The sequence below is a fragment of the Stenotrophomonas sp. NRRL B-14846 genome, assembly GCF_050473585.1.
Classification (GTDB): Bacteria; Pseudomonadota; Gammaproteobacteria; order Xanthomonadales; family Xanthomonadaceae; genus Stenotrophomonas.
Genome location: NZ_JBFLUN010000022.1, coordinates 654,798 through 671,360, shown reverse-complemented (window position 1 = coordinate 671,360; position 16,563 = coordinate 654,798). Strand labels below are relative to the sequence as shown.

The 16,563-nt window shown below is 67.6% G+C and carries 11 protein-coding genes, 3 tRNA genes and 1 pseudogene; 7 read left to right on the top strand and 8 right to left on the bottom strand.

From position 1 onward, the window contains the following. Positions 1–119: 119 nt before the first annotated feature. Both AB1281_RS05180 and AB1281_RS05175 read right to left on the bottom strand, forming a co-directional pair. Positions 120–1,529, bottom strand: coding sequence for an ATP-binding protein (locus AB1281_RS05180; RefSeq protein WP_164117085.1), 1,410 nt, complete (start codon positions 1,527–1,529; stop codon positions 120–122). Positions 1,530–1,535: 6 nt separating this feature from the next. Further along, the gene (locus AB1281_RS05175) at positions 1,536–2,264 is read right to left on the bottom strand and encodes a response regulator (RefSeq protein WP_057498358.1); all 729 of its coding nucleotides are present in this window, start codon (positions 2,262–2,264) and stop codon (positions 1,536–1,538) included. A 204-nt stretch (positions 2,265–2,468) separates the two neighbouring features. Here AB1281_RS05175 and AB1281_RS05170 point away from each other — a divergent pair, with 204 nt between their 5' ends. Genes AB1281_RS05170 through AB1281_RS05160 form a run of 3 tightly spaced genes read left to right on the top strand, consistent with a single transcriptional unit; the run spans position 2,469 to position 7,104 of the window. After that, positions 2,469–3,710, top strand: coding sequence for an efflux RND transporter periplasmic adaptor subunit (locus AB1281_RS05170; RefSeq protein ID WP_430345226.1), 1,242 nt, complete (start codon positions 2,469–2,471; stop codon positions 3,708–3,710). Beyond that, a complete protein-coding gene (locus AB1281_RS05165) occupies positions 3,707–5,665 on the top strand; it encodes a MacB family efflux pump subunit (RefSeq protein ID WP_014036536.1) in 1,959 nt (652 codons plus the stop codon). The genes AB1281_RS05170 and AB1281_RS05165 overlap by 4 nt, the downstream gene beginning before the upstream one ends. 2 nt (positions 5,666–5,667) lie before the next feature. Continuing rightward, complete coding sequence (locus AB1281_RS05160) at positions 5,668–7,104, top strand: TolC family protein (protein WP_430345225.1); 1,437 nt, start codon at positions 5,668–5,670, stop codon at positions 7,102–7,104. Between the two features lie 132 nt (positions 7,105–7,236). Here AB1281_RS05160 and rlmB read toward each other — a convergent pair whose 3' ends face one another. The 3 genes and pseudogenes from rlmB to rnr all read right to left on the bottom strand — a co-directional run. Continuing rightward, positions 7,237–7,980 carry a 23S rRNA (guanosine(2251)-2'-O)-methyltransferase RlmB gene (gene rlmB, locus AB1281_RS05155; RefSeq protein WP_005408775.1) on the bottom strand — a complete coding sequence of 248 codons (744 nt, stop codon included), beginning with the start codon at positions 7,978–7,980 and terminating at the stop codon, positions 7,237–7,239. Between the two features lie 93 nt (positions 7,981–8,073). Further along, on the bottom strand, positions 8,074–8,568 hold the full coding sequence (locus AB1281_RS05150) for a GFA family protein (RefSeq protein WP_430345224.1): 495 nt from the start codon (positions 8,566–8,568) through the stop codon (positions 8,074–8,076). A 144-nt stretch (positions 8,569–8,712) separates the two neighbouring features. After that, positions 8,713–10,941, bottom strand: a pseudogene (rnr, locus tag AB1281_RS05145) (ribonuclease R); the annotation flags it as partial. 359 nt (positions 10,942–11,300) lie between these two features. Between rnr and AB1281_RS05140 the strand changes: the two are divergent. Both AB1281_RS05140 and AB1281_RS05135 read left to right on the top strand, forming a co-directional pair. Next, positions 11,301–11,385: transfer RNA gene (locus AB1281_RS05140), tRNA-Leu, on the top strand. A gap of 205 nt (positions 11,386–11,590) precedes the next feature. Continuing rightward, a tRNA-Leu gene (locus tag AB1281_RS05135) sits at positions 11,591–11,675 on the top strand. Between the two features lie 56 nt (positions 11,676–11,731). On the opposite strand, the gene AB1281_RS05130 is transcribed toward AB1281_RS05135, so the two are convergent. After that, a complete protein-coding gene (locus AB1281_RS05130) occupies positions 11,732–12,478 on the bottom strand; it encodes a sulfite exporter TauE/SafE family protein (protein WP_430345223.1) in 747 nt (248 codons plus the stop codon). 98 nt (positions 12,479–12,576) lie between these two features. On the opposite strand from AB1281_RS05130, the gene AB1281_RS05125 reads away from it, so the two are divergent. Both AB1281_RS05125 and AB1281_RS05120 read left to right on the top strand, forming a co-directional pair. Continuing rightward, the gene (locus tag AB1281_RS05125; RefSeq protein WP_430346975.1) at positions 12,577–13,476 is read left to right on the top strand and encodes a LysR family transcriptional regulator; all 900 of its coding nucleotides are present in this window, start codon (positions 12,577–12,579) and stop codon (positions 13,474–13,476) included. 50 nt (positions 13,477–13,526) lie between these two features. Further along, a tRNA-Leu gene (locus AB1281_RS05120) sits at positions 13,527–13,611 on the top strand. 179 nt (positions 13,612–13,790) lie between these two features. Here AB1281_RS05120 and emrB read toward each other — a convergent pair. Next, entirely contained in the window at positions 13,791–15,377 is a 1,587-nt protein-coding gene (gene emrB, locus AB1281_RS05115; protein WP_014036530.1) for a multidrug efflux MFS transporter permease subunit EmrB, read from the bottom strand. A gap of 7 nt (positions 15,378–15,384) precedes the next feature. Continuing rightward, on the bottom strand, positions 15,385–16,563 hold the full coding sequence (gene emrA / locus AB1281_RS05110; protein WP_014036529.1) for a multidrug efflux MFS transporter periplasmic adaptor subunit EmrA: 1,179 nt from the start codon (positions 16,561–16,563) through the stop codon (positions 15,385–15,387).

The following is a 16,563-nucleotide window of genomic DNA, read 5'->3' as shown; positions in this document are numbered from 1 at the left end:
CGGGCAGCGCGCAATGGCATGCCGGCGGGAACGGGCTGGCTCATCGGGGGGAGACTGGGGAGATGCGCAGATGATAGGCCAAACCCCGGCCCCGGCGTCACCGTCCGCAGCCCGCCGGCTCAGCCGGCGCGGCCGGGCGCCACCACCTGGGCACTGGCCGGCCACTGCACCACCGCCTCCAGGCCACCTTCGGCGCGGTTGCGCAGCCACAGCCGCGCGCCGTCCTTCTCGGCCAGGGCGCGGGCAATGGTCAGGCCCAGGCCGGCTCCGCCGGTTTCGCGCGAACGCGAGGTTTCCACCCGCACGAACGGATCGAACACCGCCTCCAGCTGCTCCTCGGCCAGGCCGGGGCCGTCATCGGCCACCACCACGGTGATCGCACCGCCGCTGCGCTCGACCCGTACCCGCGCCCGCTGCGCATACATCACCGCGTTGTCCACCAGGTTCGAGAACAGGCGATGCATCGCCAATGGCCGCAGCATCAGTACCGAACCACTGCCGCCTTCGAACACCACGTCGGCGCCGCCTTCGGCGGTGTCCTCGACAATGCTCTCCAGCAGCGAATCCAGGTCGAGTGCAGCACGCTGCTCGGCACTTTCGGCACTGCGGGCCAGTTCCAGGCCCTCGCGCACCAGCGCCTGCATCGCCGCCAGGTCGCCGATCAGGCGCTCGCGCAGGGCTTCGTCGCTGACATTCTCCAGGCGCAGGCGCAGCCGGGTCAGCGGCGTCTGCAGGTCATGGGTGATCGCCGCCAGCATCTGCGTGCGTTCGGCCAGGTGCCGCTGCAGGCGGTGCTGCATGGCATTGAACGCTTCGGCCGCACGCTGCACTTCACGCGGCCCGCGCAACGGCAACGGGTCGCGCTGCAGATCGTCGCCGAGGTCCTCGGCGGCGGCGGCCAGCTCCTGCAGTGGCGCACTGGCCATGCGCGCAACGATATAGGCCAGCACGGCAATCGCCAGCACCAGCAGGGTCAGGAACCACGGGTCCACGGCGAGGATGCCGTTGTGCGCCACCGCCGGCGAGTCCAGCGCCAGCTTCAGCAGCGTGCCGTCGTTGAGGGTCACGTCCACTGCGCGGCATTTGGGCGGGATGAACGCCGGGTCGCGTTCGCGCGGCGGCCGCCGGTGGCCCGGCGGTGGCGGCGGCAGCAGGTCCTGCAGCTTGGGAATGCAGGAGCGGAACGAAGCGAAATGCACATGCGCGCGCGACACCGGTCCGGGGCGGTCTTCCAGCACTTCCATCAGCGCCGTGTCGGCACGCCCGATGCGGGCTCCGGGCTGCAGCGCGCGCACGCTCGGCCCGCCGATCGCCAGCAGGCGCTCGCGCAGCTCCGGATTGCCGTCCAGCAGGTTGACGTAGCCCTGCAGGCGGTCGGCGATGCGGTTCAGGTTCTGTCGCTCGAACTCCTGCTGGCGCTTGGAAGTGGCCAGCATGGTCGCGCCGATCGCAGCCACCGCCATGCCCAGCAGCAGGATCACGAACAACCGCCCGACCATCGAGGACAGGAAATGGCGCAGGCGCTTCATCGCGGCTTATTCCAGGTTGACCGAGGAGGCCAGCACGTAGCCTTCGTTGCGCACGGTCTTGATCAGTCCGTCCGGGCCACCGTCGTCGCCCAGCTTGTTGCGCAGGCGGCTGACCTGCAGGTCGATCGCGCGGTCCTGTGCCTCGTAGTTGCGGCCACTGCTGAGCGCGACCAGCTGCTCGCGCGACAGCACCTTGTTGGCGTGGGCGATGAACACCCGCAGCAGGCGGAACTCGGCGCCGGACAGCACCACCACGCGGTCATCCGGATCGACCAGGTGGCGATGCTCCAGGTCGAACACCCAGCGCGAGAAGCGTGCGCGGCGTACCGCCAGTGGCTCCAGGTTGGCCGGCAGCGCTTCGGTCCGGCGCAGCACGTTGCGGATCCGCGCCAGCAGCTCGCGCGGTTCGAACGGCTTGGCCAGGTAGTCATCAGCGCCCATTTCCAGGCCCAGCACGCGGTCGATCGGCTCGGCGCGCGCGGTCAGCATGATCACCGGCGTGTTCGAACGCGCACGCAGGTCTCGGCACAGGGTCAGGCCATCCTCGCGCGGCAGGTTGAGGTCCAGCACGATCAGGTCCACGTGCTCGCGGTCCAGCAGCTGGCGCATGGCGGTGCCATCGGCCGCCGTGCTCACCTGGTAACCGGCACGACCGAGCTGTTCGGCCAGCAGCGTGCGGATGTCATTGTCGTCGTCGACGATCAGCAGTCGATGCATCGGGTTTTCAGTCTCCATGTCGCGATCATCCCGTGTCGGCAGCTGAACCGCATCCGGGGCAATGCGTACCAGTGTATCCACCCGCGGGCGGGATACCTGTGGTTACGCGTATTCACCGACAGTGTTACATACAGACATACCCCGAGGATTGAGCCGTCCATCGCCCGGTCTTCACAATGCCCACCAACGCCGCACGCGCGGCCCCGAGAGTGAAGCCACGACGTGACGTTCCGCCTGCTGCCCGCGACCCGACGGAGTCGCCTGATACTGATCGCCCTGCTCGCCCTGATCGTCGCTGCGGCCGCCTGGTGGCTGCTGCGCAAGCCTGCCGCCCCGGCGGTGGCAACCTCGCCGGTCAGCCGCGGCGACATCGAGCAGACGGTGGATGCCACCGGCGTGATCGATGCCTACAAGCTGGTCAGCGTCGGTGCGCAGGCCTCGGGCCAGATCAAATCGCTGAAGGTGCAGCTGGGCGACACCGTGAAGGAAGGCGACCTGATCGCCGAGATCGACGCCACCACCCAGCAGAACCAGGTGCTCAACGCGCAGGCCTCGCTGGACCAGGTCACCGCCCAGCGCGCCGTGCAGCAGGCCACCCTGCGCCAGGCCGAACTGGAGTTCGCGCGCCAGCAGCAGATGCTGGCTGCCGAGGCCACCTCACGCCAGGAATACGATGCCGCCGAAGCGCAGCTGAAGACCGCCCGTGCCCAGCTGCAGTCCTACGAGGCGCAGATCAAGGGCCGCGAAACCGAGCTGGGCACCGCCCGCGCCAACCTGGCCTATACCCGCATCACCGCGCCGATGGATGGCACCGTAGTGGCGGTGGTGGCCGAGGAAGGCCGCACCGTAAACGCCAACCAGACCGCGCCCACCATCGTCATGCTGGCCCGGCTGGACGTGGTCACCGTCAATGCCGAGATCTCCGAAGCCGACGTGGTCAAGATCAAGGCCGGCATGCCGGTGTACTTCACCACGCTGGGCGACCCGGACCGCAAGTACCACGCCACGCTGCGCCAGATCAATCCGGCGCCCGCCTCGATCGCCAACGAGAGTTCGTCCAGTTCCAGCAGCTCGTCCAGTTCCAGTTCCAGCAGCGCGGTCTACTACAACGCGCTGTTCGACGTGGAGAATCCGGATGGCACCCTGCGCATCGACATGACCGCGCAGGTCTCGGTACTGCTGAAGCAGGCCAAGGGCGTGCTGATGGTGCCGGCGGTGGCACTGGGGCCGAAGCGCCGTGGCGACGAGCGCATGGTGCGGGTACTGGATGACAAGGGCCAGCCGCAGCCGCGCAAGGTCACCGTGGGCATCAACAACGGCGCCTCGGCCGAGATCCTGTCCGGGCTGAAGGAAGGCGAGCGCGTGGTGGTCGGCGAAGCCAGCGCCGCCGCGGGCGGTGCCGGCGGCGGCAACCGCAGCGGCATGCAGATGCGGGTCGGCGGCCCGGGCATGGGGCGCCGATGAGCACGACGGCGCCGCTGCTGCGCCTGCGCGACCTGCGACGCGAGTTCCCGGCCGGCGACGATGTGATCGCCGTGCTGCGCGACGTCAATCTCGACATCCACGCCGGTGAGATGGTGGCCATCGTCGGCCAGTCCGGCTCGGGCAAGTCGACGCTGATGAACATCCTTGGTTGCCTCGATCGTCCCACCCGTGGCAGCTACCAGGTGGCTGGCCGCGAGACCGGAAAGATGGAGCCGGACGAGCTGGCCGAACTGCGCCGCGAGCATTTTGGTTTCATCTTCCAGCGCTACCACCTGCTGGGCGATCTGGATGCGCGCGGCAACGTGGAGGTGCCGGCGGTGTACGCCGGCAGCCCCGGCCCAGTGCGCAACGCGCGTGCCGAGCAGCTGCTGCAGCGGCTGGGCCTGAGCGACCGCATGCATCACAAGCCGGGCCAGCTGTCCGGTGGCCAGCAGCAGCGCGTGTCGATCGCACGCGCCCTGATGAACGGCGGCGAGGTGATCCTGGCCGACGAACCGACCGGTGCGCTCGACACGAAATCCGGCGAAGAAGTGATGGCGATCCTCGGCGAGCTGCATGCCGAAGGCCACACCATCATCATCGTCACCCACGACATGAGCGTGGCCGAGCACGCACAGCGCATCATCGAAATCCGCGACGGCGAGATCATCGCCGACCGCGCCAACCCGAATGCGCCGACCTACCGCGCACAGCGCGAGGCCAGCACCGGCGTCGCCCGCGGCAACAGCTGGCGGGCGGCGCGCGACCGCTTCACCGAAGCGTTCCGCATGGCCCTGCTGGCGATGAACGCACACCGCCTGCGCACCTTCCTGACCATGCTCGGCATCATCATCGGCATCGCCTCGGTGGTCTCGGTGGTGGCGCTGGGCAACGGCTCGCAGCAGCAGATCCTGCAGAACATCAGCGCGCTCGGCACCAACACCATCGACGTCTATCCCGGCCGTGGTTTCGGCGACATGCGCTCGGCACGGGTGCAGACGCTCAAGGCCAGCGATGCCGATGCATTGGCAAAGCAGAGCTACGTGGACAGTGCCACCCCCAGCGTGTCGACCTCGGTCACCGCGCGTTACCGCAACCAGTCGTCCACCGCCCAGGTCAGCGGCGTCGGCGAGCAGTTCTTCCGGGTGAAGGGCGTAACCCTGCTCAGTGGCAGCTTCTTCGACGCCGATGCGGTCAAGGGCCTGGGCCAGGTGGCGGTGATCGACGAGAACACCCAGACCCAGTTCTTCCCCGATGTCGATCCGGTCGGCCAGGTCATCCTGCTCGGCAACGTGCCGGCACGCGTGGTCGGCGTGGCCAAGCGCCAGAGTTTCGGCTTCGGCGGCAGTACCAGCCTCAGCGTGTGGGTGCCCTACACCACGGTGATGTCGCGCATGCTCGGCCAGAGCCACGTGTCCAGCATCACCGTGCGCGTGGACGACGCCACGCCGATGGATGCCGCGCAGGAAGCGATCACCCGCCTGCTGACCCTGCGCCATGGCACCGAGGACTTCTTCCTCAGCAACAGCGCCGAGATCCGCGAGACCATCGAGCAGACCACGCGCACGATGACCCTGTTGATCGGCGCCATCGCCGCCATCGCGCTGCTGGTGGGCGGCATCGGCGTGATGAACATCATGCTGGTGTCGGTGACCGAGCGCACCCGCGAGATCGGGGTGCGCATGGCCGTCGGTGCACGGCAGAGTGATATCCGCCAGCAGTTCCTGATCGAAGCGGTGCTGGTCTGCCTGCTCGGCGGCGTGCTCGGCATCGGCCTGGCGCTGCTGCTGGGCTCGATGATCGGCCGCTTCGCCAGCGACTTCCAGGTGCTGTTCTCCACCGCCTCGATCGTCGCCGCGTTTGCCTGCTCGACCCTGATCGGCGTGGCGTTCGGCTTCCTGCCCGCGCGCAATGCCGCGCAGCTCGACCCGGTGGAGGCCCTGGCCCGCGAATGAAGATGATGATGATCCGACTGCCCTCCCCTGCTTCCCCGCGCCTGCTGCTGGCGGGTGCTGTACTGCTCGCCTTGTCCGGCTGCGCATCGATGGGCCGCTATCCGGTGCACGACCCCGACGTGGCGGCCCGCTACGGGCGCGGCGATGCCACCCTCAACGCACCGGCCGACGATCCGCGCAGCAGCCTGGATACGCCGGGCCGCGACATCCGCCAGGACACCTGGTGGACCGGCTTCGGCGACGAACGCCTGGACCGCCTGGTGGCGCAGGCGCTGGCCGCCAACAGCGATCTGGCCGCCGCCGGCCTGGCCGTGCAGCGTTCGCGCCTGCAGGCCGGCCTGGCCAGCAACGCGCTGTGGCCGCAGCCTTCGTCATCCGGCGTCAGCGGCAATGCCAGCCGCGCCACCGACCAGGCCGACGACTGGCGCCGCAGCTATTCCACCGGCGTCTCGCTGGGCTGGGAAGTGGACCTGTGGGGCCGCCTGCGCACCCAGCGCGACATCGCCCGCTGGGAAGCCGAGGCCAGCGAGGAGGACCGGCAGAACACCGCCCTGCTGGTGATCAGCGACACCATCACCCAGTACTGGAACCTGGCCTACCTGAACCAGTCGATCGCCACTGGCCAGGCCAACCTGGAGCGGCTGGAACGCACCCGCGAACTGGTGCAGGCCCGCTTCGACGCCGGCGCGGTATCGCGGCTGGAAGTGCGCCAGGCACTGCAGAACCTGCAGTCGCAGCGATCCTCGCAGAGCGCACTGGAGCAGCAGCGGGTGGAGGTGCGCAACGCGCTGACCGTGCTGCTGGACGGCACGCCCTGGCCCCAGCAGGATGAGCCACAGGACCTGCTGGGTGCACGCAGCCCAGGTATCGCCGAAGGCCTCCCGACCGACCTGCTCGGCCGCCGTCCCGACCTGCGCGCCGCCGAACTTCGCCTGCGCAACAGCCTGAAGACCATCAAGGTCACCGCCACCCAGTACTACCCGGCGCTGAGCCTGACCGGCAGCCTCGGTTCCAGCGCGACCTCGCTGGGCGATGTGCTGCGCAACCCGGTGGCCACGCTGGGCGCCGGCCTGTCGCTGCCGTTCCTCAACCTGCAGCGCGCGCAGCTGGATACCGATATCGCCGGCACCGCCTACCAGATCGCCGCCACCAACTTCCGCAAGACGCTGTATACCGCGCTCTCGGAAGTGGACAACGCGCTGTCGGCACGCGAGCAGCTGGTGCGCCAGGTGGCCGCCTCACAGGCTTCATACGATGAGGCGGTGGAAGTGGAACGCGCGCAGGAAGTGCGCTACCGCGTGGGCGCCACCGACCTGCGCACCTGGCTGGAAGCGCAGCAGACCCGGCGTGATGCCGAGCTGTCGCTGGCGCGCGTGCGCCAGGGCCAGCTGAACAACGACGTGACCCTGTTCAAGGCGCTGGGCGGCAGCGCGGGGTGAGGCTTTGGGAGCGCCAACCAAGGTTGGCCACTACCCGGCAGGTGTCGCCCCTGGTCGACACGGCACATGAAAAAGGGGTCAGATCCCTCTCCAGCGGAGAGGGATCTGACCCCGATTACACGGCGCTGCCGATCAACCGCGCTGGCGCACGGCCTCGAACAGGCTGACGCCGGCGGCGACGGAGACGTTCAGGCTCTCGATCTCGCCCGGCATCGGGATCTTGACCAGGCCATCGCAGTTCTCGCGGGTCAGGCGGCGCAGGCCATCGGCTTCGCCGCCCAGCACCAGGGCGATGTTGCCCTTCAGGTCCAGCTGGTACAGCGAGGCGGTGGCTTCACCGGCCAGGCCGTAGATCCACACGCCCTGCTTCTGCAGGTCCTTCAGGCAGCGCGACAGGTTGGTCACCGCCACCACCGGAATGAGATCGGCGGCACCGGCCGAGGTCTTGCGCACAGTGGCATTGACCGTGGCCGACTTGTCCTTCGGGATGATCACTGCGGTCGCCCCGGCGGCAGCGGCCGAGCGCAGGCAGGCGCCGAGGTTGTGCGGGTCCTGCACTTCGTCCAGCACCAGCAGCAGGGCCTTGCCCTCGGCCGCGGTGACCAGGCCTTCCAGCTCGTTCTCGCTGTAGGTGCGGGCGGCGGCATAGCGCGCAGCCACGCCCTGGTGGCGCACCGAACCGCCAACACCGTCCAGCGCCTGGCTGTTCACCTTGCGCACGTCGATGCCCTTGCGACGGGCGTTCTCTTCGATCTCGGTCAGGCGCGGGTTCTTCGCACCGGCCTCGACCAGCACTTCGCGGACGTTCTCGGCGTCGTTCTCGATGGAGGAGGCGACGGCATTGACGCCGACAATCCACTGGCTGTTCTTGCTCATGCGGGCGGGGACCGGAAAGGGGGTGGCTATGGTAGAGCATCGGCGCCGACCGCGCTGCGCGCTCGCCGGGCACGGCCCGGCGCTGCCCGCCGCTCAGCCTTCGGCGGAGCGGCTGCGCGGCGGCCAGTGCGGGGTGTCGTGGTCCGGGTGCTGGTGGGACACGATGGCGGCCAGGAACTCCAGCGCCGCGATGTCTTCTTCGGTGCGCCGCGCCGGCAGGCCGGACAGGCTGTCGACGAACGGCAGCTTGCGCTCCACCCCGTACTGGATCGTCGGTGGCAGGCGCTCTGGCTCGTCGAAGGCGCCGGCGGCCACGGCCACGCCATCCGGGGCTTCGTAGGTCAGGGGTGTGCCGCAGTCGGCGCAGAAGCCACGCCGCACCACGTTGGACGACTGGAAATAGCGCGGCTGGCCGCGGGTCCAGCTGAACTGCACGCCGCGCACGGATACCAGCGGCGCGTAATAGGCACCGAAGGCTTTCTGGCACATCCGGCAATGGCAGATCGAGCTGTCGGTCAGCGCACCGCGCGCCTGGAAGCGGATCGCGCCGCACTGGCAGCCGCCGCTGTATTCGGGTTGGCCCTGCATGGTGAGTTCCTCCGAAACGTCGTGCCAACCAACGGTTGGCACCTACCGGGTGAGGTGGATGCCTACCGGGTGAGGTGGATGCCTACCGGGTGAGGTGGGTGCCTGCCGGGTGAGGTGGGTGCCGACCGTTGGTCGGCACACCTTTCAATACTGCTTTTTCGCGCGCTTGGCCGGCTTGCCACGCTCGGGCAGCGGCGGCAGGCCATCGCCCTCGTCTTCGCCCTTGTGCTCGACCAGGCGGAAGTCGATCTTGCGCTCTTCCATGCTGGCCTTCAGCACCAGGATGCGCACGCGGTCACCCAGCCGATAACTGCTGCCACGGCGTTCGCCGGTCAGCGTCTTGCGGGTGGCGTCGAACTTGTAATAGTCCTGCGGCAGCTGGGTCACATGCACCAGGCCCTGCACCTTGGACTCGTCCAGTTCCACGAACAGGCCGAAGCTGGTCACGCCGCTGATCACGCCGTCGAACTGGCCGCCCACGTGCTTTTCCATCCACGCCGCGCGGTAACGCTCGTCGACTTCGCGCTCGGCCTCGTCGGCACGACGCTCACGCTCGGAACACTGCAGCGCCAGGGCTGCCATTTCGCGCGCGTTGTAGGTGAACTTGTCCAGCGGCTTGCCGGACAACGCATGCTTGATCGCACGGTGCACCAGCAGGTCGGGGTAACGGCGGATCGGCGAGGTGAAATGCGCGTACGCCTCCAGCGCCAGGCCGAAGTGTCCGTGATTTTCCGGGCTGTAGATCGCCAGGCTCTGGCTGCGCAGCAGCACCGATTCCAGCAGCGTGGCATCGGGGCGGTCGCGGATCTTCTTCAGCAGCTTGGTGTAGTCACCCGGGCGCACCTTCGACCACGGCGGCAGGCTCAGCTTGAACTCCTTGAGGAATTCCAGCAGGTCGGCGTACTTGGTTTCCGGCGGCTTCTCATGGATGCGGTACGGCGCCGGCACATGGCGCGACAGCAGGTACCTGGCCGCCTCGACGTTGGCCGCGATCATGCATTCCTCGATCAGCTTGTGCGCGTCGTTGCGCACCAGCATGCCGGCCTGGGTCACTTCACCGCGGTTGTCCAGCACGAAGCGCACTTCACTGCTTTCGAACTCGATGGCACCGCGCTTGGCACGTGCCTTGGACAGCACCTTGTACAGCTGGTGCAGGCGCTGCACCTGCGGCAGCAGGTCGCCCATCCAGGCCTTGGTATCGGCATCGTCCTCGCCCACCGCCTTCCACACCTGGGTGTAGGTCAGGCGCGCATGCGAGTTCATCACCGCCTCGTAGAAGCGCGAATGCGTGACCAGGCCATCGCGGTCGATCTGCATGTCGCAGACAAAGCACATGCGGTCGACCTTCGGCATCAGCGAGCAGATGCCGTTGGACAGCGTCTCCGGCAGCATCGGCACCACGAAGCCCGGGAAGTACACCGAGGTGGCGCGCTTCTGCGCCTCCTCATCCAGCGGCGTGCCGGGGCGCACGTAGTTCGAGACATCGGCGATCGCCACCACCAGGCGGAAACCCTCGGCATTCGGCTCGCAGTACACCGCGTCGTCGAAGTCCTTGGCATCCTCACCGTCGATGGTGACCAGCGGCGTGCTGCGCAGGTCGACGCGGTCGCCGATCATTGCGGGCTCGACCACCAGCGGCACCGAGGCCGCTTCGTCCAGCACCTCCTGCGGGAACTCGAACGGCAGCTCGTGGCCGTGGATGGCGGTCTCCACCACCAGCGACGCGGTCAGCTTGTCACCGAGCACGGCGATGATGCGGCCGATCGGCGGACGGCGGCTGTCCGGCGCCTGGGTCAGTTCGCAGACCACCAGCTGGCCGTCGCGTGCACCGCCGGTCTGGTCCGGCGGCACCTGCACGTTGCGCTGCACCCGTTTGTCATCGGGCACCACATAGTTGATGCCCATCTCGATGCTGAAACGGCCGATCAGGCGGGTCATGCCGCGTTCGAGCACACGGGCGATGCTGCCTTCGCGACGGCCACGGTGATCGATGCCGGTCACGCGGGCCAGCACCTTGTCGCCGTGCATCACCTTGCGCATCTCATACGGCGGCAGGAACAGATCGTCGCCGCCTTCGACCGGGCGCAGGAAGCCGAACCCTTCCGGGTTGGCGATCACCACGCCGGTGACCAGGTTCAGTGTCTGGATCGGAGCGAAACCGCCCCGGCGGTTCTGCACCAGCTGGCCATCACGGACCATGGCGCCGAGCCGGCGCGACAGTGCTTCGGCCCGGTCCGGCGCGGTCAGGCCCAGGCGCGCGCCCAGTTCCTCCGCAGTCTGCGGCCCTTCGCAGCGCTCCAGCAGGGCCAGGATGGCCTCGCGGCTGGCGATGGGCTGTTCGTATTTCTCGGCTTCGCGGGCGGCATAGGGATCGTCGATCACCTTGCCGGTCGGCGGCAGCTTGCGGCCCGGCGCCGGGCCCGGGGCGTCGGTGCTACGGGCCTTGCGGCCTCGCGGCGGTGCTCCGCCGTCATTCAATTCGGGGAACCAGCCCGGCAACGGCTTGCCCGGCTTGGGGGTGCGGGCTGCGCCCGTCTTGGCGCCCTTCTTCGGGGCCTGGCTGCGGGACGTACTCCCGCCCTTGCTTGGTTTTTTGGTAGTCATCGCCCTACATGGTAGCCGCTGACGGCGTGCAGAACGGGTCAGCGGCCGCCTTGAAGGCCTTGCATGAAAAATATTCAGGAAGTCGTTGACAGCCTGCGGATTCATCTTCACAATTGCGCCTCTGGAACGCCCAGGTGGCGGAATTGGTAGACGCACTAGTTTCAGGTACTAGCGGGTAAAACCGTGGAGGTTCGAGTCCTCTCCTGGGCACCAACGAAAAAACTCCTCGCTTCGGCGGGGATTTTTTTTGCCTGCGATCCGGCGCCGGGGTCGGATTCCTTTCCACAGGAAAGGGCTCTGACCCCAACGCGAGCCCATGGGTTCAGAGCCCCTTTCGCAGGCGAAACATGATCCGACCCCGGATCTACGAAAGGTGTTGACACCCCCGTCACAGCACCCCATAATCTCGCTCCTCGACGCCCAGGTGGCGGAATTGGTAGACGCACTAGTTTCAGGTACTAGCGGGTAAAACCGTGGAGGTTCGAGTCCTCTCCTGGGCACCACGTCGAGAATGAGAAAAACCCGCGAAAGCGGGTTTTTTCATGCCCGGAATGCGGCATCAGAACAACGGCCGCAGCACCAGCTCCAGGCCGAGCAGCAGCAGGAACCCCAGGAAGCAGGCGCGGAACACGCGCGCACTGATCCGCTGCCGGATCACCTGGCCCAGCCACATGCCCAGCAGCGCCGGCAGCACCGCCAACGCACTCAGCCCCAGCTGCTGGATGCCGAACGCACCGTGCAGCACCAGGCCAGTGGTCAACGAAATCGTCGACACGGTGAACGCCAGCCCGAGCGCCTGCACCAGCTCCTCGCGCTGCAGCCCCAGCGACTGCAGGTACGGCACCGCCGGCATCACGAACACACCCGTCGCACCCGTCACCACACCGGACAGCGCACCCACCAGCGGCCCCAGCCAACGCTCGCGCCGCTGCGGTACGCGGAACACCGGCGCGAGCAGCGCATACGTCGCGTAGACCACCAGCGCCACGCCCAACGCCACGCGCGACCAGGTGCGATCGACCCGCACCAGCAATGCTGCCGAACCCAGCGTCACCACCACCACGGCCAGCATCATCGGCCACAGGCGTCGCACGATGTGGCCCAGTGACGGCCCGGACAGCAGCTGCCACGCATTGGTGACGAAGGTCGGGATGAACAGCATCGACGCCGCCGCCACCGGCGACAGCGCGCCACCGAGCAGGCCCATCGCCACCGTCGGCAGCCCCATCCCCGTCACGCCCTTGACCACGCCGGCCAGCACGAACACCACCACCAGCAGCAAGTAGAAGTACATCGATTCATTCATGCCTTCATTGGATCGGGCCGTCGCCCGGCGCACAATGCGGTCTTCCCGGCCGAGCCTTCGGCTGACCCGAAGGCGCCGGATCAGCAATGAGGCACGACATGCGGATGGACATCGCCGACCTGCGCCTGTTCCTGGCCATCTCCGAAGCGGGCAGCATCACCGCCGGCGCGGCACAGGCAAACCTGGCGTTGGGTTCAGCCAGTGAGCGCCTGCGCACGATCGAAGCCGATGCCGGTACCCCGCTGTTGAACCGGCACCCACGCGGCGTCAGCCTGACCGAGGCCGGCGCCGCCCTCGCCCACCATGCACGGCTGATCCTGCAGCAGCAGGCACAGCTGCGCGGCGAAATGCAGGCGTTCGCGCATGGCGCGCGCGGCACCCTGCACCTGTATGCCAACACCGCCGCGCTGACCAACTACCTGCCCGCGCGGCTCGCACCGTGGCTGGCCGAACGCCCGCGCCTGCATGTCGAACTGATCGAGCGCACCAGCCCCGAAGTCGTACGCGCGATCAGTGCCGGCCAGGCCGAGGCCGGCATCATCAGCGACGCGGTCGACGCCGCCGGCCTGCAGCAGCACGTGGTCGCCGAAGACCCGCTGGTAATGCTGCTGCCGGCCGATCACCGCCTCGCCTCGCGGCGCAGCGTGACCTTCGCCGAGGTTGCCGGCGAGACCTTCGTTGCCCTGGCCGATGGCAACGCACTGCAGACCTACATCGAGGACCAGGCGCGCGACATCGGGCGACGCCTGGATGTACGCATCCGCATGAAGACCTTCGAAGGCGTGTGCATCATGGTCGGCCACGGCATCGGCGTCGGCATCGTGCCACGGACCATTGCGCGCCAGCATCGGCGCAGCACGCACACCGTCGCCGTACCGCTCGCCGATGCGTGGGCGCAACGACGCCTGTGCGCCTGTTTTGCCGAGTGGACGCGACTGTCACCGGCGATGCGCAGCCTGCTGCATCACCTCGGCGTGCAGCCGCAGAAAAAAGTGTGAAATGTTGTTGACACATCTTCTGTCGCTCCCCATAATTCATCTCCTGAGTCGCCCAGGTGGCGGAATTGGTAGACGCACTAGTTTCAGGTACTAGCGGGTAAAACCGTGGAGGTTCGAGTCCTCTCCTGGGCACCACGACTCAAGATGATCAAACCCGCGAAAGCGGGTTTTTTCGTTTCCGGGGTCTGTCATGTCAACGCGATGGCGACGCTCATCCACGCATGGCGTGGATCTACCGAATTACACAACGCTCCAAACAAAAACCCCGCCTTCCGGCGGGGTTTCTGCATTGGCGCTACCGAATGGCAGACCGGTCAGTGCCCGCCACCGGCGGCAGCACCCGCACCTGCCCCGAACGGCGGCTTGGCCAGCCACAGGAACGCGATGATCGCCAGGAAGATCCAGCCCAGCAGGAAGAAGATGTCGTTGAAGCCCATCTGCGACGCCTGGTGGTTGATCATGTTGTTCAGTACCGCTGCGCCGTGTTGCAGGTCGCCCTGCCCCATCGCCGTGACCTGGTCTTGCATGCCCGGCTGATAGGCCGAGATGTGCTCGGTCAGGTCGGCATGGTGCACCTGGGTGCGCCGCGCCCACAGCCACGTCGTCAGCGACGCCGCGAAACTGCCGCCCAGCGTTCGCAGGAACGTGGCCAGGCCGGAGCCGGCCGCGATCTCGCGACCATCCAGGTCAGACAGCAGGATCTGCAGCACCGGCATGAAGAACAGCGCGACGCCGATGCCCATGATCAGCTGTACGCCGGCCACGTGCATGTAGTCCACCTGCAGGTTGAAGTTCGAACGCAGGAAGCTGGTCATCGACAGCACGATGAAGGCCACCGTGGCCAGCATGCGCATGTCGAAGCGCGATGCGTACTTGCCCACGAATGGCGTCATGATCACCGGCAGGATGCCGATCGGCGCGGTCGCCAGGCCTGCCCAGATCGCGGTGTAGCCCATGTCACGCTGCAGCCATTGCGGAATCAGCAGGGCCACGCTGAAGAACGCGGCGTAGGCCACCACCATCGCCAGCGTACCGGCGCGGAAGTTGCGATGACGGAACAGCTTCAGGTCGACGATCGGATCCTTGTCGGTCAGCTCCCAGATCAGGAACACGGTCAGCGTCACCACCGCCACGCAGGCCAGCACCACGATCTTCATCGACGAGAACCAATCCTCGTCGTTGCCCAGGTCGAGCACCAGCTGCAGCGCACCGACACCAATCACCAGAGTGATCAGGCCGACGTAGTCCATCTTCGGCTTCTCGATCTGCTCCGGGCGCCCTTTCAGCTGGTTGCCCACCACCAGCGCGGCGAAGATGCCCAGTGGCACATTGATCAGGAAGATCCATTCCCAGCTGTAGTTGTCGGTGATCCAACCACCGAGGATCGGACCGCAGATGGGCGCCACCACCGTGATCATCGCCAGCAGCGCCAAGGCCTGTCCGCGTTTCTCGCGCGGATAGATCGAGACCAGCAGCGACTGCGTGATCGGGTACATCGGGCCGGCCACGAAGCCCTGCAGCGCACGCGACAGCACCAGCATGCCCATGCTCTGCGCCAGGCCGCACAGCAGCGAGGTGATGACGAAGGCCAGCGTGGCCCAGACGAACAGCTTGCGTTCGCCGAAGCGGCGGCTGAGCCAGCCGGTCAGCGGCAGCGCGATGGCCGTGCTGACCGCGAACGAGGTGATGACCCAGGTCGCCTGCTGCGAACTGGCGCCGAGGTTACCGGCGATGGTCGGCAGCGAGACGTTGGCGATGGTGGTGTCGAGCACCTGCATGAACGACGCCATCGCCAGGCCCACGGTGCACAGGGCGACGCTGGGTGGCAGGAACCCGGAGGCCGCACCCGGCGCCGCCGGTGCGCCCGGAGCGCCGGGCGCGGCTGGAGCTTGTGCGGACATGGCGACCTCAGCCCACCTTCGCCTGCTGCGGCAGGTTGCCCTGGATGATCGTGTGGATCACCTCGTCGGCATCATGCAGCTGCTTGGCATATACGTCGGTGTCGAACACCGTGCCCTTGGCCGGGGTGCTCGGCAGCACTTCGCCCTTCTGGTCGCGCAGGCTCACTTCGGCCTTCATCGACAGGCCGATGCGCAGCGGATGTTCGGCCAGCTGCTTGGCATCGATGGCGATGCGCACCGGCACGCGCTGCACGATCTTGATCCAGTTGCCGCTGGCGTTCTGCGCCGGCAGCAGCGAGAACGCCGAGCCGGTACCCAGGCCCAGGCTCTGGATGCGGCCCTTGTACTTCACGTCACCGGCGTACAGGTCCGACTTCAGCTCCACTTCCTGGCCCAGGCGCATGTGGCGCAGCTGGGTTTCCTTGAAGTTGGCCTCGACCCACATCTGCTCGGTCGGCACCACGGCCATCAGGGCATTGCCCGGCTGCACGCGCTGGCCCACCTGCACCGAACGACGGGCGACGTAGCCGGTGACCGGCGCAACGATGCCGGCGCGGGCGTTGTTGAGGAAGGCCTGGCGCAGCTGCGCGGCGGCGGCCTGCACGTCCGGCTGGGTGGCGATCACGGTGTCGTCGACCAGCGCGCGGTTGCGCTCGACGGTCTCGCGCGAACCGGCCACGGCCGCTTCGGCCGCAGCCAGCTCGTCGCGGGCGTGGGCCAGTTCTTCGTTGGAGATGGCGCCGGTGGCGGCCAGGTCCTTGCGGCGGGCGAAGTCGTCGCGCACGCGCTTCAGGGTCACCTGGCGGGCGTTCAAGTCCGCCTGCGCGCCTTCCACGCTGCGGTACAGGCCACGGGTCTGGCGCACGGTCTTGGCCAGGTTGGCTTCGGCCTGCTGCAGCGCCACCGACGTGTCGGACGGGTCCAGCTGCACCAGCAGCTGGCCGCGCTCCACGCGCATGCCGTCATCGGCATTGATGGCGACCACGGTACCGGCCACCAGCGGGGTGATCTGCACCTGGTTGCCCTGCACGTAGGCATCGTCGGTCTCTTCGAACCAACGGCCGAACATGAAGTACCACAGCGCCAGTGCGGCAAGCAGCAGCACGACGATCACGAACAGGCCGCGCAGCAGGTTGCCGCGGCGGTTGGGGGCGGCCGGGGCCGCGGTGTCTTGGGTCTGGCTCAT

Bases quoted from the DNA above. Each gene is read 5' to 3' on its own strand.
- AB1281_RS05180 (WP_164117085.1), bottom strand. From the start codon at position 1,529: ATGAAGCGCCTGCGCCATTTCCTGTCCTCGATGGTCGGGCGGTTGTTC.
- AB1281_RS05175 (WP_057498358.1), bottom strand. From the start codon at position 2,264: ATGGAGACTGAAAACCCGATGCATCGACTGCTGATCGTCGACGACGAC.
- AB1281_RS05165 (WP_014036536.1), top strand. From the start codon at position 3,707: ATGAGCACGACGGCGCCGCTGCTGCGCCTGCGCGACCTGCGACGCGAG.
- AB1281_RS05160 (WP_430345225.1), top strand. From the start codon at position 5,668: ATGATGATGATCCGACTGCCCTCCCCTGCTTCCCCGCGCCTGCTGCTG.
- rlmB (WP_005408775.1), bottom strand. From the start codon at position 7,980: ATGAGCAAGAACAGCCAGTGGATTGTCGGCGTCAATGCCGTCGCCTCC.
- AB1281_RS05150 (WP_430345224.1), bottom strand. From the start codon at position 8,568: ATGCAGGGCCAACCCGAATACAGCGGCGGCTGCCAGTGCGGCGCGATC.
- AB1281_RS05130 (WP_430345223.1), bottom strand. From the start codon at position 12,478: ATGAATGAATCGATGTACTTCTACTTGCTGCTGGTGGTGGTGTTCGTG.
- AB1281_RS05125 (WP_430346975.1), top strand. From the start codon at position 12,577: ATGCGGATGGACATCGCCGACCTGCGCCTGTTCCTGGCCATCTCCGAA.
- emrB (WP_014036530.1), bottom strand. From the start codon at position 15,377: ATGTCCGCACAAGCTCCAGCCGCGCCCGGCGCTCCGGGCGCACCGGCG.
- emrA (WP_014036529.1), bottom strand. From the start codon at position 16,563: ATGAGCCAGACCCAAGACACCGCGGCCCCGGCCGCCCCCAACCGCCGC.